23 protein-coding genes are annotated in these 23,508 nt (G+C 63.1%); 7 read left to right on the forward strand and 16 right to left on the reverse strand.

The features are described from left to right. Positions 1-4: 4 nt before the first annotated feature. On the forward strand, positions 5-2,074 hold the full coding sequence (locus ATN38_RS18560) for a fructose-specific PTS transporter subunit EIIC (RefSeq protein ID WP_007735189.1): 2,070 nt from the start codon (positions 5-7) through the stop codon (positions 2,072-2,074). Between the two features lie 97 nt (positions 2,075-2,171). Next, positions 2,172-2,429: an HPr family phosphocarrier protein gene (locus ATN38_RS18565; RefSeq protein WP_003942144.1), complete on the forward strand. Its 258-nt coding sequence runs from the start codon at positions 2,172-2,174 to the stop codon at positions 2,427-2,429. A gap of 39 nt (positions 2,430-2,468) precedes the next feature. Here ATN38_RS18565 and ATN38_RS18570 read toward each other — a convergent pair whose 3' ends face one another. From ATN38_RS18570 to ATN38_RS18600, 7 genes are all read right to left on the reverse strand, one after another. Continuing rightward, on the reverse strand, positions 2,469-3,794 hold the full coding sequence (locus tag ATN38_RS18570; RefSeq protein WP_007735188.1) for an esterase family protein: 1,326 nt from the start codon (positions 3,792-3,794) through the stop codon (positions 2,469-2,471). Between the two features lie 55 nt (positions 3,795-3,849). After that, positions 3,850-4,839 (reverse strand): hypothetical protein, encoded by a 990-nt coding sequence (locus tag ATN38_RS18575; RefSeq protein WP_232319096.1) that lies wholly within the window; start codon positions 4,837-4,839, stop codon positions 3,850-3,852. 10 nt (positions 4,840-4,849) lie between these two features. Then, on the reverse strand, positions 4,850-6,325 hold the full coding sequence (gene hflX / locus ATN38_RS18580; protein ID WP_003942213.1) for a GTPase HflX: 1,476 nt from the start codon (positions 6,323-6,325) through the stop codon (positions 4,850-4,852). Positions 6,326-6,400: 75 nt separating this feature from the next. Further along, positions 6,401-7,270: a diaminopimelate epimerase gene (gene dapF / locus ATN38_RS18585; protein ID WP_063316726.1), complete on the reverse strand. Its 870-nt coding sequence runs from the start codon at positions 7,268-7,270 to the stop codon at positions 6,401-6,403. Between the two features lie 32 nt (positions 7,271-7,302). Continuing rightward, a complete protein-coding gene (locus ATN38_RS18590) occupies positions 7,303-7,974 on the reverse strand; it encodes a class F sortase (RefSeq protein WP_065352412.1) in 672 nt (223 codons plus the stop codon). A gap of 84 nt (positions 7,975-8,058) precedes the next feature. Beyond that, complete coding sequence (miaA, locus tag ATN38_RS18595) at positions 8,059-8,994, reverse strand: tRNA (adenosine(37)-N6)-dimethylallyltransferase MiaA (RefSeq protein ID WP_218748342.1); 936 nt, start codon at positions 8,992-8,994, stop codon at positions 8,059-8,061. Then, entirely contained in the window at positions 8,982-9,743 is a 762-nt protein-coding gene (locus ATN38_RS18600) for a class III extradiol dioxygenase subunit B-like domain-containing protein (RefSeq protein WP_058226374.1), read from the reverse strand. The genes miaA and ATN38_RS18600 overlap by 13 nt, the downstream gene beginning before the upstream one ends. Before the next feature lie 139 nt (positions 9,744-9,882). Between ATN38_RS18600 and ATN38_RS18605 the strand changes: the two genes are divergently transcribed. After that, complete coding sequence (locus ATN38_RS18605; RefSeq protein ID WP_003942193.1) at positions 9,883-11,268, forward strand: DUF349 domain-containing protein; 1,386 nt, start codon at positions 9,883-9,885, stop codon at positions 11,266-11,268. A gap of 93 nt (positions 11,269-11,361) precedes the next feature. Here ATN38_RS18605 and ATN38_RS18610 read toward each other — a convergent pair whose 3' ends face one another. Both ATN38_RS18610 and miaB read right to left on the reverse strand, forming a co-directional pair. Continuing rightward, positions 11,362-11,952, reverse strand: coding sequence for a hypothetical protein (locus ATN38_RS18610; protein WP_003942155.1), 591 nt, complete (start codon positions 11,950-11,952; stop codon positions 11,362-11,364). Further along, positions 11,949-13,496: a tRNA (N6-isopentenyl adenosine(37)-C2)-methylthiotransferase MiaB gene (gene miaB, locus ATN38_RS18615; protein WP_218748423.1), complete on the reverse strand. Its 1,548-nt coding sequence runs from the start codon at positions 13,494-13,496 to the stop codon at positions 11,949-11,951. The genes ATN38_RS18610 and miaB overlap by 4 nt, the downstream gene beginning before the upstream one ends. Before the next feature lie 231 nt (positions 13,497-13,727). Here miaB and gluA point away from each other — a divergent pair, with 231 nt between their 5' ends. The 4 genes from gluA to ATN38_RS18635 all read left to right on the forward strand — a co-directional run bounded on the left by gluA (position 13,728) and on the right by ATN38_RS18635 (position 17,091). Next, the gene (gene gluA / locus ATN38_RS18620; protein WP_007735175.1) at positions 13,728-14,456 is read left to right on the forward strand and encodes a glutamate ABC transporter ATP-binding protein GluA; all 729 of its coding nucleotides are present in this window, start codon (positions 13,728-13,730) and stop codon (positions 14,454-14,456) included. Positions 14,457-14,580: 124 nt separating this feature from the next. Beyond that, positions 14,581-15,417: a glutamate ABC transporter substrate-binding protein gene (locus ATN38_RS18625; protein WP_030535553.1), complete on the forward strand. Its 837-nt coding sequence runs from the start codon at positions 14,581-14,583 to the stop codon at positions 15,415-15,417. 100 nt (positions 15,418-15,517) lie between these two features. Continuing rightward, positions 15,518-16,198 carry an amino acid ABC transporter permease gene (locus ATN38_RS18630; protein WP_042450674.1) on the forward strand — a complete coding sequence of 227 codons (681 nt, stop codon included), beginning with the start codon at positions 15,518-15,520 and terminating at the stop codon, positions 16,196-16,198. Next, the gene (locus ATN38_RS18635) at positions 16,195-17,091 is read left to right on the forward strand and encodes an amino acid ABC transporter permease (RefSeq protein WP_218748344.1); all 897 of its coding nucleotides are present in this window, start codon (positions 16,195-16,197) and stop codon (positions 17,089-17,091) included. The genes ATN38_RS18630 and ATN38_RS18635 overlap by 4 nt, the downstream gene beginning before the upstream one ends. Positions 17,092-17,207: 116 nt before the next feature. Here ATN38_RS18635 and recX read toward each other — a convergent pair whose 3' ends face one another. From recX to ATN38_RS18670, 7 genes are all read right to left on the reverse strand, one after another. After that, on the reverse strand, positions 17,208-17,783 hold the full coding sequence (gene recX, locus ATN38_RS18640) for a recombination regulator RecX (protein ID WP_042450677.1): 576 nt from the start codon (positions 17,781-17,783) through the stop codon (positions 17,208-17,210). An 8-nt stretch (positions 17,784-17,791) separates the two neighbouring features. Next, positions 17,792-18,829 carry a recombinase RecA gene (gene recA, locus ATN38_RS18645; protein ID WP_007735170.1) on the reverse strand — a complete coding sequence of 346 codons (1,038 nt, stop codon included), beginning with the start codon at positions 18,827-18,829 and terminating at the stop codon, positions 17,792-17,794. Between the two features lie 288 nt (positions 18,830-19,117). Continuing rightward, positions 19,118-19,312 (reverse strand): DUF3046 domain-containing protein, encoded by a 195-nt coding sequence (locus ATN38_RS18650; protein ID WP_003942185.1) that lies wholly within the window; start codon positions 19,310-19,312, stop codon positions 19,118-19,120. A gap of 52 nt (positions 19,313-19,364) precedes the next feature. After that, a complete protein-coding gene (locus tag ATN38_RS18655) occupies positions 19,365-20,528 on the reverse strand; it encodes a glycosyltransferase (protein ID WP_042450679.1) in 1,164 nt (387 codons plus the stop codon). A 12-nt stretch (positions 20,529-20,540) separates the two neighbouring features. Continuing rightward, entirely contained in the window at positions 20,541-22,076 is a 1,536-nt protein-coding gene (locus tag ATN38_RS18660; protein WP_054825714.1) for a glycerol-3-phosphate dehydrogenase/oxidase, read from the reverse strand. Positions 22,077-22,078: 2 nt separating this feature from the next. Beyond that, positions 22,079-22,717: a TetR/AcrR family transcriptional regulator gene (locus ATN38_RS18665; RefSeq protein ID WP_218748346.1), complete on the reverse strand. Its 639-nt coding sequence runs from the start codon at positions 22,715-22,717 to the stop codon at positions 22,079-22,081. Positions 22,718-22,790: 73 nt separating this feature from the next. After that, the gene (locus tag ATN38_RS18670; protein ID WP_007735164.1) at positions 22,791-23,504 is read right to left on the reverse strand and encodes a PIG-L deacetylase family protein; all 714 of its coding nucleotides are present in this window, start codon (positions 23,502-23,504) and stop codon (positions 22,791-22,793) included. Between the last annotated feature and the right edge of the window lie 4 nt (positions 23,505-23,508).

A 23,508-nucleotide genomic window follows, 5' to 3' on the forward strand; every position in this document is an offset into this window, starting at 1 on the left:
TGACATGTCCGATACCACCGCAGCCGGCAGTTCCGGCCCGGAGATCATCAGTCCCGAACTGATCTCACTCGACACCGACCTGGGTTCGACCAAGGAAGATGTCATTCGTTCTCTCGCAGCGCGATTGACTGCAGCGGGGCGGGCGAGCGACGCCGCGGGACTGGTCGACGCCGCACTCGCTCGCGAAGCGCAGTCCGCGACCGGACTGCCCGGCGGAATCGCAATTCCCCACTGCCGCGCCGAGGCTGTCTCGTCCGCGTCCCTGGGGTTTGCTCGACTCGATCCGAAGGTCGACTTCGGTGCACCCGACGGCCCCGCCGATCTGGTCTTCCTGATCGCGGCGCCCGAAGGCGCCGGGGCCGAGCACATGAAGCTGCTCTCCTCCTTGGCCCGAGCACTCGTCAGGCCCGCGTTCGTCACGTCACTTCGTGAAGCGTCGACGCCGGACGAGATCGTGAGACTGGTCGACGAGGTACTCAATCCCGCACCGAAGGATCCTGCAGCAAAGGCTGCGGCAGCGACACCCCCGGCACCTGTTTCCACCGGGAAACACGCTACCGAGGAGACCCCGGCACCAGCGCCCGCGGAGCGTCACATCGTCGCGGTCACCGCCTGCCCGACCGGAATCGCTCACACCTACATGGCGGCGGACTCACTCGTCGCCGCGGGTGAACGCGCCGGCATCAAGGTTCACGTCGAAACGCAAGGTTCGAGCGGAAGCACCCCCCTTGACCCTTCGGTGATCGCCGGAGCCGCCGCGGTCATCTTCGCCACCGACGTCGGAGTGAAGGGCCGCGAACGATTCGCCGGTAAGCCCGTCGTCGCTTCCGGTGTCAAGCGGGCAATCAACGAGCCGGACAAGATGCTCGCAGAAGCGTTGCGCGCCTCCGAGAATCCCGCCGCCGCCACCGTTGACGGCACCGCCGCAGCGGCCGCGGATTCCGATGCCGGTTCCGTAGGGTTCGGCACCCACCTCCGTCAGGTCCTCCTGACCGGTGTCAGCTACATGATCCCGTTCGTCGCGGCCGGCGGTCTGCTGATCGCACTCGGCTTCCTGCTCGGCGGATACGAGATCTCCGGTCCGGCCAAGGACATCGTTCTCAACAACTCGATCACCAACCTTCCCGACGGTGGTCTGGCCACCTATCTCGGCGCAGTGCTGTTCCAGATCGGTTCGTTGGCATTCAGCTTCCTGGTGCCCGCGTTGGCCGGCTACATCGCCTTCGCCATCGCCGACCGGCCTGGCATCGCTCCCGGCTTCACAGCCGGCGCGGTCGCCGTGTTCGTCGGTGCCGGTTTCATCGGCGGCTTGGTCGGTGGTCTCATCGCCGGTGTCGTCGCGCTCTACATCGGCCGGATCGCCGTCCCGCAGTGGCTGCGAGGCCTGATGCCGGTGGTAATCATCCCGCTGTTCGCGACGCTGGTCGTCGGAGCACTGATGTTCATCGTCCTCGGGCGTCCGCTCGCCGCGATCACCTCCGGTCTCACCGACTGGCTCAACGGACTGTCCGGCAGCTCGGCCATCTTCCTCGGCATCATTCTCGGCCTGATGATGTGCTTCGACCTCGGTGGACCGGTCAACAAGGCGGCTTACGCCTTCGCCGTCGCCGGACTCAACGTCAACGACCCGGCCACTTTGCGCATCATGGCGGCTGTCATGGCTGCCGGTATGGTTCCGCCGCTTGCCATGGCACTTGCCTCGACGGTGCTGCGTCCCAAGCTCTTCAGCGAAGCCGAACGGGAGAACGGAAAGGCTGCCTGGTTGCTGGGTTCGGCATTCATCTCCGAGGGCGCGATTCCGTTCGCCGCTGCCGACCCGCTTCGCGTGATCCCCTCGATGATGGCGGGCGGCGCGGTCACCGGCGCGCTGATCATGGCTTTCGACGTCACTCTCAGCGCCCCGCACGGCGGCATCTTCGTCTTCTTCGCAGTCGGCGGAATCGGCTGGTTCCTGGTCTCGCTCGCCGCGGGAACCGTGGTAGCTGCGCTCGCCGTCGTCGGAGCCAAGGAGTTCTTCCGCAAGGGGCCGTCCGATGCCGAACTCGACCCCGAAATCGTGCCCGCTGCGGCATGATCGACAGCAGGCAACACTGCAGTCACCACCTGAGTCACCAGATCTGCCCGAACACCCCATAACGTCCGCAACGACAGTTCTACAACGAGGAGATCCCATGCCCAGCAAGACAGTTGCCGTCGGTTCCGCAGTCGGCCTCCACGCCCGCCCCGCCGCTCTCATCGCCGAAGCAGTCGGAGCCTCCGGCGCCACGGTCACCCTCGCAGTCGCCGACGGCGAACCGGTGGATGCAGGGTCGGCACTGATGATCATGACGCTCGGAGCCGCCAAGGACACCGAAGTAACCATCGAGTCCGACGACGCCGACGCACTCGCCAAGGTCGCCGAGCTGGTAGCCGCTGATCTCGACGCCTGACCTGATGTCAGTCGGTGCTGTGCAGCGGGCCGGACACTCTCACGGAGTCAGTGCGAGTGTCCGGCCCAGCCAGTCCATTTCGAGTTCCAGAGCAGTGCCCCACACATCACCCGAGTGCCCGCCGGGAAGGGTGTAGTAGTCCACGTTCATGTCGGCGGCGCGTGCAGCCTCGAACATGATCTCCTGCTGAGGGCGGTAGATGTCGTCGTCCTCACCCGCGACAAATACACCCGACAACTGCGGATACCGATTCTGCGCCATCAGGTCTCGGGCGTTGACCGCGTCGAACGCGCTTTCGTCACCGTCGAACATGGCCGCCACGGTGTCCTCGTGATCACCGGTCGACGGTTCGTCCTGGCCGGAGAAGTCCAGGAACGACGGGTATCGGTCCGGGAAGTTCACGGCCATCTCGATCGCGCATGTCCCGCCGTAGGAGAACCCACCGATAGCCCATTGCGCAGCGTCCGGATTCACTTGAAGGTTCGATTCGATCCAGTTCGGGACGTCCTGGTCCAGATACGTCGCGACGTTGCCGAGCGCAGAATCCATGCAGCCGGGGTTGGCGTCGTAGTCCCCCAACGCGTCGGGCACCACCACGACGGGAGCAAGCCCGGAATGCCTCGACGCATAGGCGTCGACGGTGGTCGCGAGCCGGCCACTGTCCAGCCAGTCGCTGGGGCTGCCGGGCTCGCCCGCCACCAACACCAGTACGGGCAACTCGGCACGCGGATCGGCAAGATAGGCCGGCGGGAGATACAGCGTCGCAGGCCTCGCGTCGAATCCCGAAACGTTTCCTGGAATCGCCGCTTCCGTCACGACACCGTTGCTCGGCATCCGCACCGGAACCTGCCAATGAGTTTCGGTGGGCAGTCCCCGTTGTACCCAAGGTTCGGCCCCGGGGAGCGAATCGAAGGCAACGTTCTCGACCGAGCCCACCGGCCAGTGCCCGACCAGTGAGCCGAGTGTGGGATAGGTGCCGGTCTGCGCGTTGACCTGACCTACTGCGACGATCGCGGCCAGCCCGGCGAATGCCGTCACCGAAAGGCCACGCGCAAGCCCTGGGCGCCGAAGGAGAACGAGTGCGGCGCCGATGACTCCGAACATCGCCAGCGCTATCCAGACAAAATTCGACGCCGGTAGCTGCGCGGGCAGCGGCCGAAAGCTGAGCCACACGAACGTCGCACCGGTGGCTGATCCGAGCACTGACAGACCTAGCGCGACCAACGCGGCCCTACGCGGCAACCACCGAAGCAGAAGCAACGTGCCGACGCCGACGATGACGGAACCCACGAGCAGCGCTGCGGTGATGTGTCCGTGCTCGAGTGACATACGCGAGAGCCGCGTCAGGAGTTGATGCCCGTGCATTCGTTCCAGTATCCACATCTACCGTCGGTCTGCGAATTCGTGGAATTATCGGGAATCAGCGGCGTCGTCGAAATCTCACGAATGCCGCGCCCCCGATCGCACATCCTGCCGCGACCAACCCGGCCCACACGAATGTCCACGGATCGACCCCGACACCGACCGAACCGGCAGACGAGTCAGCCGTCGCTTCTGTCGCGTCCACGAGCGCTCGCATCACGTACACCGGAGGCAACGCTCCGCCGGCAGATTCCGAACCGATCAGAACATCGCCCGCATCGTTGAATGCCACCGCCTCACCCTGAGGCTCCTTCGGGAGCGGGATCCGCAGCGGTTCGGTACCGGTGAGCGTCGCGCCGATTCCGCCGTCCACGACTTCGTACAGGTACAGGTCGGAGTAACTCCGAAGTGCGATCGCCGAACCGTCCGACGACACCGCTCCCCCGGTGAACATCACCGACACGGGCTTCTCCGGTCCGAGGGACACGGCTCCGACGCGCTCGAGCGGCGTCGGGCCGGGCTGCGCCAAGTCACTCAGTTTCTGATCCCCGATCGGTGTGTAGACACTGCTTTCGCCGAACAATTCCTTGGTCACGACAAAAACGTGGCCGTCGGGGTCTAGCAGTATCGACTCGGTGTCGTGCGCACCGTCCGGGTACGTGAGGCGGTGCAACGTACCGTCACCGGAATCGAGGTCCATCGTGATGAACGCCACTGTTTCGCGGGTCCGGAGGTTGTCACCGGTGTCCGACAGAACGAGCGTTCGCCCACTCACCGCAAGATCTTCGACGTCGTAAGGATCTATCGGGACCGGAATCTGTTTCTGGACAACACAGTTCAGGTCCATTTCGAATACGAAGTCGTCACTGCCGCCGTCGCCCATCGCGTAGATCCGATCGTCGACGACGACCATCCCCGACAACTCCTGGAGCGCAGGATCGGTAGGCGTACAGAGTGGGGCGAACTCGCTCGGTTCGAACGACGACGCCTGTGCGAGCGCTCCGGGAAGCAGTGCGGTTGCCGTAGTCGCAGCAATCACCGCGACCACGGCCCCGAAACTACGCACTAGGTGCGTACTCGACCAATGCCGAGGCCAACATCTGTGGCACACGTGCGTGCACCCGCGTTCCCGCCTCTTCGTGAGTCGATTCCAAAATCGTTCCGTCCGAGTGGATTCGAGCCATCAAGTCACCGCGCGTGTACGGCACCAGCACGTCGACCTCGACCTCCGGCCGAACCAGCACCTCGCTGAGATGTGCTCTTAGTTCGGCGATTCCCTCACCCGTCCGCGCCGAGACGAACACGGCACCAGGCAACAGACCACGTAGTTGCGTCAACGTAACCGGATCTGCCGCGTCGATCTTGTTGACCACGATCAACTCCGGCGGAGCCTTCGAATCCGTCTCGCGCAGAACATCGGTGACGACTTCCCGAACAGCCTTGATCTGTTCTGTCGGCAACGGATCCGAACCGTCGACGACGTGCAGCAGCAGATCCGCGTCGGTTACTTCCTCGAGAGTCGAGCGGAATGCCTCGACCAACTGAGTCGGCAGGTGTCGCACGAAGCCGACCGTGTCGGTGAGTACGTACTCGCGGCCGTCGTCGAGTGCTGCGCGGCGAGTGGTCGGGTCCAAGGTGGCGAACAACGCGTTCTCCACGAGCACACCCGATCCGGTGAGCGAATTGAGCAGACTCGACTTGCCCGCGTTGGTGTATCCGACGATGGCGATCGACGGGATGTCGCTCTGCAGTCGACGTGTGCGCTTGGTGTCGCGAGCGGCCTTCATGCCCTTGATCTCGCGGCGTAGTTTTGCCATGCGCTCACGAATACGGCGACGGTCCGTCTCGATTTTCGTTTCACCGGGACCACGCAGGCCCACACCGCCGTTACTGCCGGCACGGCCACCGGCCTGGCGCGACATCGACTCGCCCCAACCACGCAGACGCGGGAGCATGTACTCCATCTGAGCAAAAGCCACCTGGGCTTTACCCTCACGAGACGTGGCGTGCTGAGCAAAGATGTCGAGAATCAGAGCTGTCCGGTCGATGACCTTGACCTTGACGATCTTCTCCAGCGCCGTGAGCTGCGCCGGCGTCAGCTCACCGTCGCAGACGACGGTGTCGGCGCCGGTCGCCAGGACTACTTCGCGCAGTTCCTGCGCCTTGCCGGAACCGATGTAGGTGGCAGCGTCGGGTTTGTCGCGACGCTGAACCAGTCCTTCGAGGACCTCGGAGCCGGCCGTCTCGGCAAGTGCGGCCAACTCGGTCATGCTCGCCTCGGCCTGCTCGGCAGTTCCCTGCGTCCAGACGCCGACCAGGACAACTCTTTCGAGTCGAAGCTGGCGGTACTCGACTTCGGTGACGTCCTCGAGCTCGGTCGACAGACCGGCCACGCGGCGCAGGGCGCCGCGATCTGCGAGTTGCATCTCACCGGTCGACGGGTTGCCCGATGCGGACGCTGCCGTGTATTCGGCTTGCGCGTACTCGGACTGCTCGTGAGCGGTGGACTCTTCGTTTTCATGTGTGTTCGTCATACAAGATCCATGGTCCCACGAAACCTGGCCACGGTGCATCCGTATTTCCTGCAGGCGTATTTCCCGCGGGCGATATCACACAAGCGATTGCCACCACGCGTCGCTGATCGTTCCGCTCGCCACCAGAACCGAGGGCCCCCGCAACGACCCTTTGCCGCCTTCGACGGTGACCTGTACCTCGCCGCCGAGCACGCGCACCAGTACCGAGCCTTCATCGCGGCCGTCGTACCTCAGCGCCGCGGCCGCAGCTGCGACCGTTCCGGTTCCGCAGGAACGAGTCTCGCCCACACCACGCTCGTGTACGCGCATGTGGACCCCACCGTCGTGGATCGGCGTCACGATCTCGATGTTGACCCCGTGCGGGAAGAACCCGGGATCGAAGCCCGGAGAAACACTCAAATCGAGCGCACTCAAAACTTCTGCCGTCACGTGCTCGTCGACACACGCCAAATGCGGATTACCGACGTCGATGCCGACGCCGGCGAAGACGCGGCCGTCGATTGTTGCCGAACTGGTGCCGAGGTCCTTGATCGGGCCCATCGCCACGGTCACGTCACCATGTGTGGCGTCGTAGCCGTGCACCACGACCGGACGCGCTCCGGCGCGGCTGCCGACCACGAACTCGTCCTTGCTCTCCAAGCCCGAGGCCTTGAGATAGTGGGCGAATACGCGAACTCCGTTTCCGCACATCTCCGCGATGGAGCCGTCGCTGTTGCGGTAGTCCATGAACCAGTCTTCGGCAGCGACGCCGTCGGGCAGCGCACCGAGCACGCCCGCGTCCGCAAGTGCGCCTGCCCGGGCGACACGAAGGATGCCGTCGGCGCCGAGGCCACGCTGACGATCACACAACGCTGAAACTCGCGCCGGCTCGAGATCGACCCGAACGTCGAGGTCAGGGAGAACAACGAAGTCGTTCTGCGTGCCGTGGCCCTTACTGAAATCCATGGTCGCCATCCTATCCGGACCTGCCGACCGACTCACGCAGGTGACGCGGTGACCACGACGTTCTGTTCGTACGTGAAGCCGGACGGCAACGAGGGGTCGGGCACGGTTGCGCCGCCGCAGGTCACGAGGACCAGCCTGGGCGCACCCGTTTCGGAAAAGAACTCGGCCGGCAAAGCCACCTTTTCGTACAGCTTCAGGCTCGCTGCGTGATAGGTGAACATCGTTCCGGTGTCGTCGCTCACGTAGATCGGTGTTCCGGGCTTCATCTGGTGCAGCGCCCACAAGGCGCCGTGCGTGCGATCACCGTCGTCGACGTGGCCGGCAACAAGATTGGTGCCCTCCGAAGATCCGAACTGCACACCGTTGGTGAAATGCGAAACCTTGTCAGGATGCGGAAGGATCATTCCGCGGTTGGCGCCGAACCCACTGGTCACGATGTCGGCTCGCACATCGAGATCGGGAATCGCGAGCGTGTTCGGCGGCAGATCCGTTGGCGCAGGCGCCCACGTCGCCCCTGGATCGGTTGGAGCTCCCACGTCGAAGGGTGCTTCGGGAACAGGTGCGCTGATGGGCTTCCCGGCCGCACTCACCGCAAAATAGACGAGCACCCCGCCGACCGCGAGAAATGTGACGAGCAGTAGGAGAAGCGGCAGCCGACCCGCGCGTCGGCCTCTCGGTCGCGCGTGTGTCCCGGTCTGCGCCATGTTCGTTGTCCTCCAGTCCGTCGATCGCGAAACGAATGGATCGCGAAAGAGCTAACTGTAAGATAGCTGATCGGGGCGATCGTGTTACAGGCCGCGATATGCAAGGGCAGCGAAGGCCGAGCGAGCCAGCTCCGGATCGGCACCGTCGAGCCAGTGCACGCGTGCGTCACGACGGAACCATGATCGTTGGCGGCGAACGTAGCGCCGCGTCCCGATGAACGTCCGTTCGAGTGCTTCGGCCAGATCGTATTCACCGTCGAAATGTGCGAGCACCTGTGCGTAGCCGATGGCTCGCGGCGCTGTGACGCCCTCACGCAATCCTTGCTCGATGAGTACGGCGACTTCGTCGACAAGTCCGCCTGAAAACATCAGCTCGGTTCGCAACCGAATCCGGGCGTCGAGTTCTTCCGTATCCCGATCCACGCCGAGAATGCGGGTTCCCCATCGAGGGTCACCGATCTGCGGCGCCGAGGCCGCGAACGGCAGACCTGTCAGCTCGACGACCTCGAGCGCCCGAACCATCCGCCGACCGTCCGTCGGCAGTATCGACGCCGCTGCTACCGGATCAGCAGCAACAAGCGCCGTATGCACCGCACCGACCCCACCGTCGGCCAGCACTGCCTCCCACTTCGCACGAACTTCGGGATCCGTTGCCGGAAAGGACCATTCGTCGAGTAGAGACTGGACGTACATCATGGATCCGCCGACGATCACCGGAACCTTGCCCGCCACGATCAGATTCTCGGCGATCGCGATCGCGTCGCTTTGATAACGCGCGACGGTGGCGGTCTCCTTCACGTCGAGAACGTCGAGCAGGTGATGCGGAATCCCGCGACGCTCGGCCGGCGTCAGTTTGGCGGTCCCGATATCCATGCCGCGATAGAGCTGCATCGCGTCGATGTTGATGATTTCACCGCCGAATTCCTCGGCCAGTGCCAACGCGAGATCGGACTTTCCCGACGCTGTCGGACCGACAACTGCGATCGGGCGAAGTTCTTCAGGGACGTTCACGGCCGCCACGTCCCGACGTGGTAACCGACGCCGAACGGCGCATCGCTGTAGTCGGCCGTCGCGCGAGGATGGGCTGACCGAGACGAGCCCGTAAAGGCACCGGCCAGGACCTGCCACGCCGCGCGCCCCTGGGCTCCGACACTCCGGCAGAGCTGGGGATCGAGAGCAAGAAGCGCCTCCGGGTCACCGGCCGTCAGGGCGTCGTCGATGGCCGACTGCACACCCGCGGCGCGCTCGTCGAAGCTTCCTGGCGCCTTTGCCGTCAGCGTGGACGCACCGTCAGCAACGATCAGAAGCCCTTGCGGTCGGTTGTCGCTGTCGAGTTGCTTGCGCAGCTGCTGCCCGAACTCACGACATTCATTCGCCGACGCCTTTGCACTGACGACGTGCATGTCGACGGTTATCTCCACGTCTGTTCGGCCACGCAGCCAGCCGGCAACAAGGGCGCACAGTTCGAGAGATGGCATCGGTTCGCCTGCCGCATCCGCGTCCAGTGACGTCCGGACATCGGCGCCGAATCCAGCGAACGTACCGATCTGCCCACGTCCGACGCCCGATCGCCAGAGTTCGCCTGCTGCTTTCTCGGGTTCTGCATTCTCGGGGCCGACGCCGACGCCCACCCAGTGCACCGCCTCGTGAGCGAGCCGGCGCACGGCGGTTGTCGCTGCAGCACGCACCTGAGCGGACTCGGCCGAATCACCGGACAATTCCGGCACGAGTAACGGCGCCGAGGGGACGAGAACAGCGGAAGTCAACACAGTTGCCACGCTAGTCGACCCCGAGGTGGCGACCTCACACCCTCTTACCTGATTCAATAGTCGGAGAACGTGAGTACCGGGTTCAATGGAACCAGGAATGCGATCAGGCAGCCGTGACGCGCGGCAGAGACGAGGACCGATGACCGAGAACAGTGAACCCACCACCGGCGCCGACAGCAGTTCGGCCAGCCCGAGCCCGGCAGCACCCAAACCCGGCGCTCCCAAACCTGGTGGACCACGCCCCGGTGCGCCCCGCCCCGGAGCACCTCGCCCCGGACCAGCAGCCTCGCATGCCGTCACCGCCGCACCGGCCAGCGACCCGAGCAAGTTCGGACGCGTCGAGGAAGACGGAACCGCCTGGGTGAAGACCGCTGACGGTGAACGTCAGATCGGTTCGTGGCAGGCCGGCGACGCCACCGAGGGCCTCGCCCATTTCGGTCGTCGCTACGACGACCTCGCGACCGAGGTCTCGCTACTCGAGGCGCGACTGACGTCGGGCGCCGGAGACGCCAAGAAGACCAAGGCTGCCGCCATCGCTCTGTCCGAATCCCTCTCGACCGCTGCAGTGATCGGTGACCTCGACGCTTTGGCTCGCCGACTCGACGTGATCGTTGCCGGTTCCGACGAGGCCGCAGCGCACGCGAAGGAAGAGAAGGAACAGTCGCGAGCGGCAAGCACCGCCCGCAAGGAGGCCCTCGCAGTCGAGGCCGAGCAGATCGGCTCGGAGTCGACGCAGTGGAAGACCGCGGGTGATCGACTGCGCGAGATTCTCGACGAGTGGAAGACGATTCGCGGAATCGACCGCAAGGTCGACGACGCGCTGTGGAAGCGGTACTCCAAGGCTCGCGAGTCCTTCAACCGACGACGTGGAGCGCACTTCGCCGAACTCGACCGGGATCGTGCGAGCGCCCGTTCGACGAAGGAAGAACTGGTCGAGCGCGCCGAGAAGCTGTCGACCTCCACTGAATGGGGACAGACCGCCGGGGAATTCCGCGATCTGCTCAGCGAGTGGAAGGCTGCCGGCCGCGCACCGCGCGAGGCCGACGACAACCTGTGGAAGCGCTTCAAGGGCGCTCAGGACGTGTTCTTCGCCGCGCGCAACGCTGCTGCATCCGAGCGCGACGCCGAATTCGAGCAGAACGCAGTCGCGAAGGAAGAGCTGCTCGCTGCGAACGCGAACATCGACCCGGCGCACGGACTCGAGAATGCTCGTGCAGCGCTTCGCGACCTGCAGGAGAAGTGGGACGCGATCGGCAAGGTGCCGCGCGACCGAATGCAGGAACTCGAAGCGAAGCTCCGGGCCATCGAAACCAAGGTGCGCGACGCGGTCGACGCCGAGTGGCGTCGCACCGATCCGGAAGCACTTGCCCGGGTCGCGCAGTTCAAGGAGCGGGTGAGCCAGTTCGAGGAGCAGGCCGCCAAGGCTCAGGCTGCCGGCAAGACGAAGGACGCCGAGAAGGCTCTCGCTCAGGCCAAGCAGTGGCGTGAGTGGGCCGAAGCTGCCGAAAGCGCCGTCAACGAGTAATCGACGACGAGCTGTAAAGACAACAAAACGCCGGCTGACTCCGAAAGGAGTCAGCCGGCGTTGTCTTGTGCTTTGGACGGACGGCCTGCTGTGTCAGCCGACGTTCCATTCCTGATGCTTCTCGGCTTCGGCCGCAGCGATCCGGCGTTGCTCCTCGGCGGCGAGCTGAATGTTGGTTCGTGTCCAGACCACCTTGAGCCAATGGAACGTCAAGAACACGACGGCAAACCATCCGATGATCAGCCCGATCGACGGTCCTGCCACATTGAAACCGGCGGGAATGGTCTGACGCGACCAGACGGCCATCATGCCGAGAGCGCTCGCCACGGCACTGCCGGCGAGTGCGACCCAGGCCAGACTCCAACGCCGCGTGACCAGCGCGAGCATCGAGAATCCGATGCCGAAGATGACGACGAACCACACGAACAAGCGTGAGAACAGTGCAATCCGTTCGGTTTCCGCGTCCTGGTTGTACGCGAGCACATCCCAGCCGTTCGCAACTCCCGCATGGGGCAGTGCAAGGGTGCCGACAAGCACGAGCACCGCAACCGCGACAACCATGGCGCGCACACCCGGATCGATTTCTCCCGCGACCTTGCGTTCCGCGTCGTCGAGATCCTTGCGGTAGCCCTCGAAGGCGTCGTCGCCCGGCTGTGGTGTCGTGTTCTCGTGTTGCGAGGTCATGCGTTGCATCCCATCTGGACGGGTTGTGGGGCCGGGGCACCGATCTTCGGTAGTCCGAGACCTACGCCGATGGGTGGGGTCTTGGGTGTGATGCCCTTTTCGAACGAATCACCGGCGCGGGTCCGACGGTGCGTGAGCACTCCGTCATCTGCCACGAGGTGATGAGGGGCTCCGTGGGTGACGACGACCGTCACCACGTCACCGGGTCGGACTGTGCCGTCGAGGTTTCCCTCGGGGCGGAAATGCACCAGGCGGCCGTCTCGCGCGCGACCACTGAGACGTTGAGTCGCCGCGTTCTTCCGACCCTCCCCCGCTGCCACCAAGAGTTCGACCTCGGTGCCGACGAGCTTGCGATTTTCCTCGATGTTCACTTCTTCCTGAACGGCGAGCAATCGCATGTAGCGTTCCTGGACAACCTCTTTGGGAAGCTGATCGGCCATCTCCGCCGCCGGCGTGCCCGGGCGCTTGGAGTACTGGAAGGTGTAGGCGTTGGAGAATCGCGCCTTACGCACGACGTCCAGCGTCTCCTCGAAATCCTCTTCCGTCTCCCCCGGGAACCCGACGATGATGTCCGTGGTGATGGCGGCGTGCGGCATTGCGGCGCGCACCTTCTCGATGATCCCGAGGTACTTCGACTTGCGGTACGAGCGCTTCATCGCCTTGAGAACCTTGTCCGAACCGGACTGCAACGGCATGTGCAGTTGCGGGCAGACGTTGGGAGTGGTTGCCATAGCTTCGATGACGTCATCGGTGAACTCTGCCGGGTGCGGCGATGTGAACCTGACCCGTTCGAGGCCGTCGATGTGTCCACATGCCTTCAAGAGGGAGGCGAAGGCTCCGCGATCGCGCGGTTGCTCCGGATCGGCGAACGACACGCCGTAGGCGTTGACGTTCTGTCCCAGCAGGGTCACTTCCGAGACACCCTCGTCGACGAGTGCCTGCACCTCGGCCAGGATGTCGCCGGGACGTCGATCCACTTCCTTGCCACGCAGGGCCGGAACGATGCAGAACGTACACGTGTTGTTGCAGCCCACCGAGATGGAAACCCAACCTGCATAAGCAGATTCGCGTTTGGCTGGCAGCGTCGAGGGAAACGCCTCGAGTGCGTCGAGGATTTCGACCTCGGCGCGCTGATTGTGACGCGCACGATCGAGCAGCGCGGGCAGCGAGCCGATGTTGTGAGTGCCGAAGACGACATCGACGAACGGCGCCTTCTTGACGACGATGTCACGATCCTTCTGCGCCAGGCACCCGCCGACCGCGATCTGCATGTCGGGGTTCGCCTCCTTGTTCGGGGCGAGCTGGCTGAGGTTGCCGTACAACTTGTTGTCCGCGTTCTCGCGGACCGCACACGTGTTGAAGACGACAAGATCAGGATCGGTTCCGGTCTCCGCCTTCGAATACCCGGCGTCCTCGAGCAGACCGGACAGTCGCTCGGAATCGTGGACGTTCATCTGACAGCCGTACGTCCGCACCTCGTAGGTGCGAACAGACTTCGCAGTCGGCTCCGGAACTGCAGTCGGCTCCGGAAGTGCAGGGGACATTTCGTCGATCAGTGACACGCTTCAGCCTAGCTCACGTCCACTACGACGTGTAATAACGCCCTGATAAACAGCCGAAACGCGACATAAACGTCGTCACAGTAAAATTTCCATTACATATGGCAAGAACCATGGCGAAATCACGGGCGTCGACGCAAACTACGCCTAAGGTTCTCGTTTATGACCCAAGCCGACGATGCGACGACGCCGACCACCTCCGGCGATTCCACATCCATGATTTCGATGACCTCGGTGAACAAACACTTCGGGGAACTTCACGTCCTGCAAGAGGTCAATCTCGAAGTACCCAAGGGCCAAGTGGTGATCGTCCTTGGTCCGTCGGGCTCCGGTAAGTCGACTCTGTGCCGCACCATCAATCGCCTGGAACCCATCGACTCGGGCACCATCGCCGTCGACGGCAAGACGCTCCCCGAGGAGGGCAAAGCACTTGCCGCACTTCGTGCCGACGTCGGGATGGTCTTTCAGTCCTTCAACCTGTTCGCACACAAGACGATCCTCGAGAACGTCATGCTCGCACCGATGAAGGTCCGCAAGGCGAAGAAGGACGAAGCCAAGAAGACGGCGCAGGCATTGCTCGAGCGCGTCGGTATCGCCAATCAGGCCGACAAGTACCCGGCGCAGCTTTCCGGCGGTCAGCAACAGCGTGTCGCGATTGCTCGCGCTCTTGCGATGCAGCCGAAGGTGATGTTGTTCGACGAGCCCACCTCCGCTCTCGATCCCGAGATGGTCAACGAGGTCCTCGACGTCATGACTTCCCTCGCCAAGGAAGGCATGACCATGCTCGTGGTCACGCACGAGATGGGATTCGCCCGCAAGGCCGGCGACCGTGTGCTCTTCATGGCTGACGGTCAGGTCGTAGAAGACACCACGCCCGAAGAGTTCTTCACCCATCCCAAGTCGGATCGGGCCAAGGACTTCCTCGGCAAGATCCTCACTCACTGATCACAGTCCCCTCCGACAGTCCTGTCCTCGTCCACAAGACAACTTGCTCGACTGCACCGTTCACCTCGGCTGCACCGTTCATCTCGACTGCACCGTTTGCATGTCGACAACTGAGAGGATCTTCATGAAGATCAATCGCTCCGTCCGTTTCGGAATCGGAATCATGGCTATCGCGTTCGCTGCCACGGCTTGTGGTGGCGGCGAGGAGAGCAAATCGATCAGTGAGAACGCTGCTGACGGCAAGCTCACCGTCGGCATCAAGTTCGACCAGCCAGGACTCGGCTTGCGCAATTCGGACGGCACGTACACAGGTTTCGACGTCGAGGTCGCGAAGTACGTCGCAAACGAGCTGGGCGTGAAACCGGAGAACATCACGTTCAAGGAATCACCGTCCGCCCAGCGCGAGACGTTGATCCAGAACGGTGAGGTCGATTACATCGTCGCCACGTACTCCATCACGGACGCTCGCAAGGAGAAGGTCGGATTCGCCGGACCGTATTTCGTCGCCGGCCAGTCGCTGCTCGTCAACGCGGACAATACCGACATCACCGGCCCCGAATCTCTGAACGGCGGCAAGATTCTCTGCTCGGTGGCTGGTTCCACTCCCGCACAGAAGGTCAAGGACACCTACGCCAAGGACGTCCAGCTCCAGGAGTTCGACACCTACTCGGCGTGCGTCGAGGCGCTACGCAATGGCAAGGTTGACGCAGTCACCACCGACGACATCATTCTTGCCGGCTACGCGGCTCAGTCCCCCGGCGCATTCCGTATCGCCGGTGAGCCGTTCACCACGGAGAATTACGGCATCGGCTTGGCGAAGGACGATTCCGAAGGTCGCGGCAAGGTCAACGATGCCATCGAGAAGATGATCTCTTCCGGTGCGTGGGCCGAAGCATTCAACGAGACGGTCGGACCGTCCGGTTACACGATGCCCGCTCCGCCCACCGTCGACCGATACTGATCCAACTGAGCAGTAGCCATTCCAGGTGGGATTTCCATATTCGGAAATCCCACCTGGGCAAGCACTTTCAACAACGACCCATGAACTGGGGAGACCGTAAGTGAAAATAATCGACGATTACGGAAGCCAGATACTCGAAGCGTTCTGGACCACTATCCAGCTCACGATCTTCTCGGCGATCGGCGCATTGATCCTCGGAGTGGTTATTGCCGCCATGCGGGTGTCACCCGTACCCGTGGCCCGATTCCTCGGCGCCGCCTACGTCACTGTCTTCCGCAATACGCCGCTCACCCTGATTCTGCTCTTCTGTGTGTTCGGTCTGTACCAAACTCTCGACATCAGTCTGGCATCAACCAGTTCGTCAACCTTCGTGATCGACAACAACTTCCGTTTGGCGATCCTTGGACTTAGCGTCTACACCGCGTCGTTCGTGTGCGAGTCGATCCGCGCCGGAATCAACACCGTCCATGCGGGACAGGCAGAAGCAGGACGATCCCTAGGGCTGACCTTCCTCCAGAACCTCCGACTCATCGTTCTTCCTCAGGCATTTCGCGCCGTGATCGCACCGCTCGGTAGCGTCCTCATCGCTCTGACCAAGAACTCCACCGTCGCCGCCGTCATCGGCGTGTCCGAGGCATCGAAATTGATGAAGGAGATTCTCGAAAACGAAGCCGCACTCTTCTTGACCGCAGGAATCTTCGCCGTCGGCTTTGTCATCTTGACGCTGCCGACGGGATTGCTCTTCGGCAAGCTCGCCAAGAAATTCGAGGTCGCACGATGACCAAACAAGCAACTGTTCTTTACGACGCGCCAGGCCCGAAGGCCCGGGCACTGTACCGATTCGCGTCGGTTGTCGTAGCCGTCCTCGCCCTCGCCATTGCGTTTGTCGTGTATCGCGCGCTCGACGACAAAGGGCAGTTGACAGCGGCCAAATGGGATCCCTTCCTACAGGCGGACGTCTGGACGACCTATCTGCTTCCCGGCATCAAAGGCACCTTGATCGCGGCGGCACTATCCATCGTGCTTGCACTGATCCTGGGCGCAATTCTCGGCATCGGCAGATTGTCCGATCACCGCGCAGTACGCGTTGTCAGTGGTGTCATCGTGGAATTGTTCCGCGCAATTCCCGTACTGCTGCTGATCATCTTCATGTATGCGGTTTTTGCCGAGTACAAAATTGTCAAGCTCGACTACTTGGCACTCTCCGCCGTCGTGGTGAGTTTGACGCTCTACAACGGATCGGTGATCGCGGAAATTGTTCGCTCGGGAATCAACTCACTCCCCCGTGGACAAAGCGAAGCCGCCAAAGCTCTCGGCATGCGCAAATCTCAAATCATGGTGACGATCTTGCTACCCCAGGCGGTCACAACCATGCTCCCCGCACTGATATCGCAAATGGTTGTTGCACTCAAGGATTCAGCGCTGGGCTACATCATCGGCTACACCGAACTTGTTCGGCAGTCCACGCAATTGGGCGCTGCATTTCAGAACTACCTTCCGGCACTCATGGTGGCTGCGGTCATCATGATCATCCTGAACTCCTCGCTCACGTACCTGGCAACCAAGGTGGAGAAGCGCCTGCGGTCCGGGAAGCGAAAGGGCAAGGGGCCCGTCGCGGCTCCGGTTGGCGACGCTGCCGTTTCGGTACCGGGTATGGACCTGACCAAGCCGTGAGCTGATCGACCTGCTGTTCCACTGACACGAGGAGCGGGGTGTGTCACCGAATCCGGTGACACACCCCGCTCTTGGTATTCGATGCCTACGGTGCTTTTTGCCTACGGTCTGGTTACCTACAGCTCTGCAGCAGCCATCTCGGCTTTGACCACCTCGTACGACATCCCAGCTGAATATCCCTTGCGTGCCAGCATCGAGACCAGTCGACGCGTGACCTTGTCGCGATCATCGACGGGCTTGTTCTTCAGCTTCCGCCGAACCAGCTCCGCTGCTCGCTCGCGTTCATCTTCCGGATCGATCTGTGACAACGCTTCGGAAGCGGTGTCCTGGTCGATTCCTTTGAGCCGCAACTCGACTGCAAGCGCACGCTTTCCCTTGCCCGAGTACGTATGCCGCGAATGAACCCACTGGTTCGCGAAGTCTGCGTCGTCGATCAACCCGATTTCTTGGAGTCGATCGAGGACCTTGGCAATGATCTCGGGCTCGAAGCCGCGCCCGCTCAGCTTTGTTTCCAGCTCGGAACGACTGCGCGCCCGGTCGGTCAGGAGGCGTAGGCAAGCATCTTTGGCCTGCGCCTCCGTCCCACCTTCTGCGCGTTGCGACGGCTTCTCGGATCGTTGACGGGATCGACGCCGAGGAGCGCCGTACTCTTCACGAGCATTCTCGCCGTTGTCACCGTCGTCGAAGCTCATGACTGAACTCAGAAGTCGGCGGGAGCTTCGTCGGTTGCAGTGACGTCAGCACCGATACCGAGCTTTTCCTTGATCTTCTTCTCGATCTCGTCACGGATATCGGTGTTCTCCAGCAAGAACTTACGAGCATTTTCCTTGCCCTGACCCAACTGGTCACCTTCGTAGGTGTACCAGGAGCCGGACTTGCGGATGAACCCGTGCTCGACACCCATGTCGATGAGCGAGCCTTCCTTGCTGATGCCCTGGCCGTAGAGAATGTCGAACTCGGCCTGCTTGAACGGCGGCGCGACCTTGTTCTTGACGACCTTGACGCGAGTGCGGTTACCCACTGCGTCGGTACCGTCCTTGAGAGTTTCGATACGACGGATGTCGAGGCGGACCGAAGCGTAGAACTTCAGTGCCTTACCACCGGTGGTGGTTTCGGGAGAACCGAACATCACACCGATCTTCTCGCGAAGCTGGTTGATGAAGATGACGGTGGTGCCCGAGTTGTTCATGGCACCGGTGATCTTGCGCAGCGCCTGGCTCATCAGTCGAGCCTGCAAACCGACGTGGCTGTCACCCATCTCGCCTTCGATCTCGGCGCGAGGAACAAGAGCGGCCACGGAGTCGATCACGACGATGTCGAGGGCGCCTGAACGGATCAGCATGTCGGTGATTTCGAGGGCCTGCTCACCCGTATCGGGCTGCGAGACCAGGAGTGCATCGGTATCGACGCCCAGCTTGGCTGCATAGTCGGGATCGAGTGCGTGCTCCGCGTCGATGAACGCCGCGATGCCGCCGTTGGCCTGAGCATTGGCAACTGCGTGCAGTGCCACGGTGGTCTTACCCGAGGACTCCGGGCCGTAGATCTCGATGACGCGGCCACGCGGCAGTCCGCCGATACCCAGCGCGACGTCGAGCGCGATGGAACCGGTGGGAATGACGGCGATGGGCTGGCGGACACCCTCACCCAGGCGCATCACCGAACCCTTGCCGAAGTTCTTGTCGATCTGCGCCAACGCGAGGTCGAGTGCCTTGTCCCGATCAGGTGCCTGTGGTGCCATCGTGATCCCCATCCTTGTTTCAGTCTTCAGTGCCTGCCTGAGCAGACTCCGTCTCTTCAGCGCCTGCCTGAGCCGACCCTGTTGGTGTGTTGCGATCAGAGTAGATCCGGCCACCGACAGACTTTTCGATCTTGCTTTAGCGCTTGTCGATCACCGCGTTTGTAGGTCACCGCGTTTGTAGAACATCGAAAGTTCGCAGTTACCAAAGAAGCGTCACCACCGAACAGGTTCAGCATAGACGAACACGTGTTCGAACAGAAGATGGGAGACGTTCGACACGCCGAAGAATCAGCGGCGGGCGGGTGGTACGTCGAACTCCACACAGAGCGCACGCCACACTTCGCGAGGCTCCCAGCCTGCTTCGACGGCCTCCGCGGCAGTCATTCCGTCGAGACTCTGGAGTACATGGTCGATCAGCATCGAGTCGCCTCGTACCTGCCCGAACTCTTCGCGCACCATTTCATGAAATTCGGTCAACCGCACAGCCGCCACCGTAGTCCACAGAGCGGTGCACCTGCATTCAGGCGCAACGTGCTCACGCCGTCACACCTCCGTTGACCACCTGTCGGCACACCGCCACCGGATCGGTGACCTGCGACGCAGTCGCGGCAGCCGCTCTCGCAGCTTCCGCGAATCGTTTGTCGGAGAGCACCTGCAGTACGGCATCGCGAATCGACTGAGCATCTGCGGGCCGCACGATCACCGACGTCCCTGCCCGCGCAGCGCGATTGGCCAACTCCCACTGGTCCCCGCCCCCGGGAACGACGACCGTCGGCACGCCGGCCAGCAGGGCCTTCGCCAACATGCCGTGCCCGCCGCCACATACCAACACCGACGCGTCACGCAGCATCGCGTCCTGGCGTCCGAGACCTGCACGAACCCAATCAGGATGCTCACCTTCAGCCCCGTCGAGCATCGACGCAATCAGCCGCACACCGGCTCCGCCGAGTCCTTCGACCGTGCCCTCGAACATTCCCACTGCGCCGGTGTGCGCCGTGGAGGGCGCAACCATAACCAGCGGTTCGTCACCTGGCGGTGGATCCAGAATCACCTCGGTCGGCTCCCACAGAAGCGGTCCGACGACGTGAGCGCGCTCCGGCCAGTCGGGGCGAGGCACTTCGAGTGCCGGAAGTGTTGCGATCAGCCGCGCTTGCGGACCGGGATCCAGAGCGGGCAGTCCGACACCGACACGGGCCTGGGATCGCTGGGCCAACCCTTGCTTGATCGAACGTCCCGTCGCTGCGCGCATCAGGGTATCGCGGAGTCGACCACGAATTCCGACGCCGGGAGCGAGCCCACTGCCGATCGGCGGCAACCCCCGTGAAGGTGAGTACAGCGGGTGAGGCGAGAGTTCCACCCAGGGGATGCCAAGTCTTTCGGCGGCCAATCCGCCTCCGGCAGTGAGGATGTCGGAAACGACGAGATCCGGGGAGACGGACTTCAGGTCGGGAAGCAGTTCGGTGGAAATATAGGCGGCGCGCGAATGAATCCGAGCGCCTGCATCAAGATCGTCGTCTCCCGGCCGCGGGGCCAAGCCCTTGAGCGGCTCGGCTTCCACGCCGGCTGCTCGCGCTGCCTCGACCCACCGGGTCCCCGTGTACAGGATCGGTTCGTCGCCGGCCTGGATCAACGCCAGCGACAACGCTATTGCGGGAAAAGCATGACCCGGGTCCGGCCCGGCAACAACGGCTACACGCACCGGATCAGAGTGTCACACCGGGTGAAAGGCCTGTTCCGCCGCACCCAGTGCGCGTTCGCGATCCGAAGCCACCAATCCGATTCTCGTCCTGCGATCGAGGACGTCGTCGACGTCGAGGGCGCCTTCATGCGACACCGCGAAATCGAACTCGGCACCGCAGATCTCCAAGTCCGCAACCGACCGGAGACGATCGCCGCTCGCCGCGGCAACGACCTCGGCCTCGGTGCCGTATCGCGCCACCAATGACGCGGGTGCCTTGATCTTCTTCAATTCCGCCGGTGATGCAGCGCCTACCAGCGGCAACGCGCGTGTCCGACATGCCCCGGCGCTCAGCGACCCGACCTCGACCGCAGCGTCGACGGCGTCTTCGGCCATCTTGCGGTACGTCGTGAGTTTTCCGCCTACCACCGTGACCAAGCCCGAGTCCGAACGGACTACAGCGTGATTGCGCGATAGGTCGGCCGTCGAGCCTTCACCGGTGTCCAGCAGCGGACGCAGACCCGCGAAGGTCCCCAAGACGTCCCCACGGGTCAGCGGAACTTCCAACGCCGTGTTCACGGTGTCGAGCAGGAAGTCGATCTCGTCCTCGGACGCCGACGGCACGTCTGGCACCGGCCCCGGCGCTGCTTCGTCGGTCAACCCGAGGTAGATCCGGCCGAGCTGCGCGGGCAGGGCGAAGACGAAACGGTTGGTCTCGCCGGGAATCGGCACGGTCAGCGCTGCCGTGGGGTTCCCCAATCGCGCCGCATCGAGCACCAGGTGCGTCCCGCGGCTTGGGCGCAGGGTGATGCTGGAGTCGACCTGATCAGCCCAGACACCGGTCGCATTGATCACGACGCGGGCACGCATCAAGAACTCGGACCCGGTCAACTCGTCACGCAAGGTGGCCGACGTTCCCGATACGTCGTATGCACCGACGCGGGTCAGGATTCGCGCGCCGTGCGACGCTGCGGTTCTGGCGATACCGACGACGAGGCGAGCGTCGTCGATGAGCTGCCCGTCGAACGCGGTCAAGGCGCCTCGTAGGTTCTCCTGCTTGACCGCGGGAGCCAATTCGCGCGCCCGCGCAGCGCTGACCGTCCGTGATCTGGGCAGCACCGAAGCCGGGGTTCGCGCCGACATGCGCAGAGCGTCACCGGCCAGGAAACCGGTACGCACCAGGGCCTTCCCGAAGAACGACGTTTCGGGCAACAGCGGTACGAGTTGAGGCATGGCGCGAACGAGGTGAGGCGCGGTGCGCGTCATGAGAATGCCGCGCTCGACCGCACTTTCACGCGCTATACCGACATTGCCGGAAGCCAGGTACCGAAGGCCGCCGTGTGCGAGTTTCGAACTCCAGCGGCTGGTGCCGAACGCGAGGTCGTGCTTTTCGACCAGCGCAACACTGAGCCCACGAGTCACGGCGTCGAGAGCGACACCGACACCGGTGATTCCGCCGCCGATCACCAGGACGTCGACCGAATCGCCGTTCGCCAACTGCTCGAGTTCACGAGTACGCCGTTGTGCGTTGAGCGCTGAATCGCTGCCTGCTGAATCTAGGGGGCTCACAGCTATTCTCCCGGATTCTTGACGGGTGCCAGATAAGCAGCGACCGCATATCGAAGTTGCTCGACCGACGCATCGGAGGAAAGCTCCGGCTCGAGAGTCGGGGCAGAAATGACGACGGACTGAGCCATCAGTAGAACCATCGCCGCGATCTCGTTGACGCTTCCCTCGCGAATCGAACCATCCTGTTGGCCGGCCGCGACAACGGATGTGATCAGCTCGAGAATCGACTTCTGGCTCGCGCCGAGCCGGTCCACGATGTAGGTCGTCAGCAATTCTTGATCGGCTTGCCGAATTTTCACGAAGAGCGGATGGTCGCGAATCTGGCCGACGACGTCACCGATCGCCTCCACGAGCAACGTGCCGGCAGACCCGTTGAAGGTCACCTCGGGCAGCACCGATCGGATCTCCCGGGTGAGCAGGTCCGCGACGACAGCTCGCGTGTCCGGCCATCGCCGGTAGACCGTCGGTCGGCTCACGCCGGCCCGACGCGAGATCTCGGCAAGTGTGGTTCGCTGCATTCCGAAATCGAGGACACACGACCTTGCTGCGTCGAGAATCACGTCGTCGATCTCGCGGCTGGGGATGCGCTGACCATCTGCCTTGCGAGGGGCAATTGAGTCATCTGCGTTACGGATTACCATCGTGTGTAACACAATACCGGACAAGTCACCGGTAATCCCGTCGGGACTTGCGATTTCTCTCGCTCAGAGATCATCAGAAATAGTACAACTCGAAACCAACTGCTCGCTCGGCGTCGAAACCAGGCTTCGGTCCGCTGACCATGTCGATCTGTGCGCGCGCCTGTTCCCGGATCGGCGTGGAACTCAGCGCCGCCAGATATCGCGCATGTTCCGCGAGCGAATCCACGGCGCGATCGACCGTCGACGTCACGTCGACGCAGTGTGTGGGAGTCATCGTATTGACCGCAACCCACCGAACACCGGACCACGGCGCCAGTCCCTGCGCTGTCAATGAGGGAAAGATCCATTCGTTCGCTGCGTCGGCAGTTGCGTCGAGAACGCTGATCCCGAGTGCACGGTGATCTGCGCTGTTCAGATAGCCGGGGCCCCAGGTGTGGGAGAAGTTCATCGTCACCACCAATTCCGGACGGTGGCGGCGAATTGCTGCGGCGAGAGTCGAGCGCAACTCCAAGCCTTCCACGAGACGACCGTCGGGCAGGCCGAGGAACTCCACCTCACCGACACCGACGATCGCGGCCGAGCGACGCTCTTCTTCCTCGCGGATCGGGCCGGACTCCTCGGGCGACAGACCGGCGATTCCGGCCTCGCCGCGCGTGGCCAGGACATATCGCACGTCTTTGCCGCGATCGGTCCACTGCGCCACTGCTGCGGCTGCGCCGTATTCGATGTCATCGGGATGCGCCACGATGACAATCGCGCGCTGCCAGTCCTCGGGGAAGTTTTCCATAGGG

The organism is Rhodococcus sp. FH8 (assembly GCF_019266085.1).
Lineage (GTDB): Bacteria > Actinomycetota > Actinomycetes > Mycobacteriales > Mycobacteriaceae > Rhodococcus_F > Rhodococcus_F qingshengii.

Excerpts from the sequence above, each read along its gene's own strand:
- ATN38_RS18560 (WP_007735189.1), top strand. The coding sequence starts at position 5 with ATGTCCGATACCACCGCAGCCGGCAGTTCCGGCCCGGAGATCATCAGT.
- ATN38_RS18565 (WP_003942144.1), top strand. The coding sequence starts at position 2,172 with ATGCCCAGCAAGACAGTTGCCGTCGGTTCCGCAGTCGGCCTCCACGCC.
- ATN38_RS18570 (WP_007735188.1), bottom strand. The coding sequence starts at position 3,794 with ATGCACGGGCATCAACTCCTGACGCGGCTCTCGCGTATGTCACTCGAG.
- hflX (WP_003942213.1), bottom strand. The coding sequence starts at position 6,325 with ATGACGAACACACATGAAAACGAAGAGTCCACCGCTCACGAGCAGTCC.
- dapF (WP_063316726.1), bottom strand. The coding sequence starts at position 7,270 with ATGGATTTCAGTAAGGGCCACGGCACGCAGAACGACTTCGTTGTTCTC.
- ATN38_RS18590 (WP_065352412.1), bottom strand. The coding sequence starts at position 7,974 with ATGGCGCAGACCGGGACACACGCGCGACCGAGAGGCCGACGCGCGGGT.
- ATN38_RS18605 (WP_003942193.1), top strand. The coding sequence starts at position 9,883 with ATGACCGAGAACAGTGAACCCACCACCGGCGCCGACAGCAGTTCGGCC.
- ATN38_RS18610 (WP_003942155.1), bottom strand. The coding sequence starts at position 11,952 with ATGACCTCGCAACACGAGAACACGACACCACAGCCGGGCGACGACGCC.
- miaB (WP_218748423.1), bottom strand. The coding sequence starts at position 13,496 with ATGTCCCCTGCACTTCCGGAGCCGACTGCAGTTCCGGAGCCGACTGCG.
- gluA (WP_007735175.1), top strand. The coding sequence starts at position 13,728 with ATGATTTCGATGACCTCGGTGAACAAACACTTCGGGGAACTTCACGTC.
- ATN38_RS18625 (WP_030535553.1), top strand. The coding sequence starts at position 14,581 with ATGAAGATCAATCGCTCCGTCCGTTTCGGAATCGGAATCATGGCTATC.
- ATN38_RS18635 (WP_218748344.1), top strand. The coding sequence starts at position 16,195 with ATGACCAAACAAGCAACTGTTCTTTACGACGCGCCAGGCCCGAAGGCC.
- recX (WP_042450677.1), bottom strand. The coding sequence starts at position 17,783 with ATGAGCTTCGACGACGGTGACAACGGCGAGAATGCTCGTGAAGAGTAC.
- recA (WP_007735170.1), bottom strand. The coding sequence starts at position 18,829 with ATGGCACCACAGGCACCTGATCGGGACAAGGCACTCGACCTCGCGTTG.
- ATN38_RS18665 (WP_218748346.1), bottom strand. The coding sequence starts at position 22,717 with ATGGTAATCCGTAACGCAGATGACTCAATTGCCCCTCGCAAGGCAGAT.
- ATN38_RS18670 (WP_007735164.1), bottom strand. The coding sequence starts at position 23,504 with ATGGAAAACTTCCCCGAGGACTGGCAGCGCGCGATTGTCATCGTGGCG.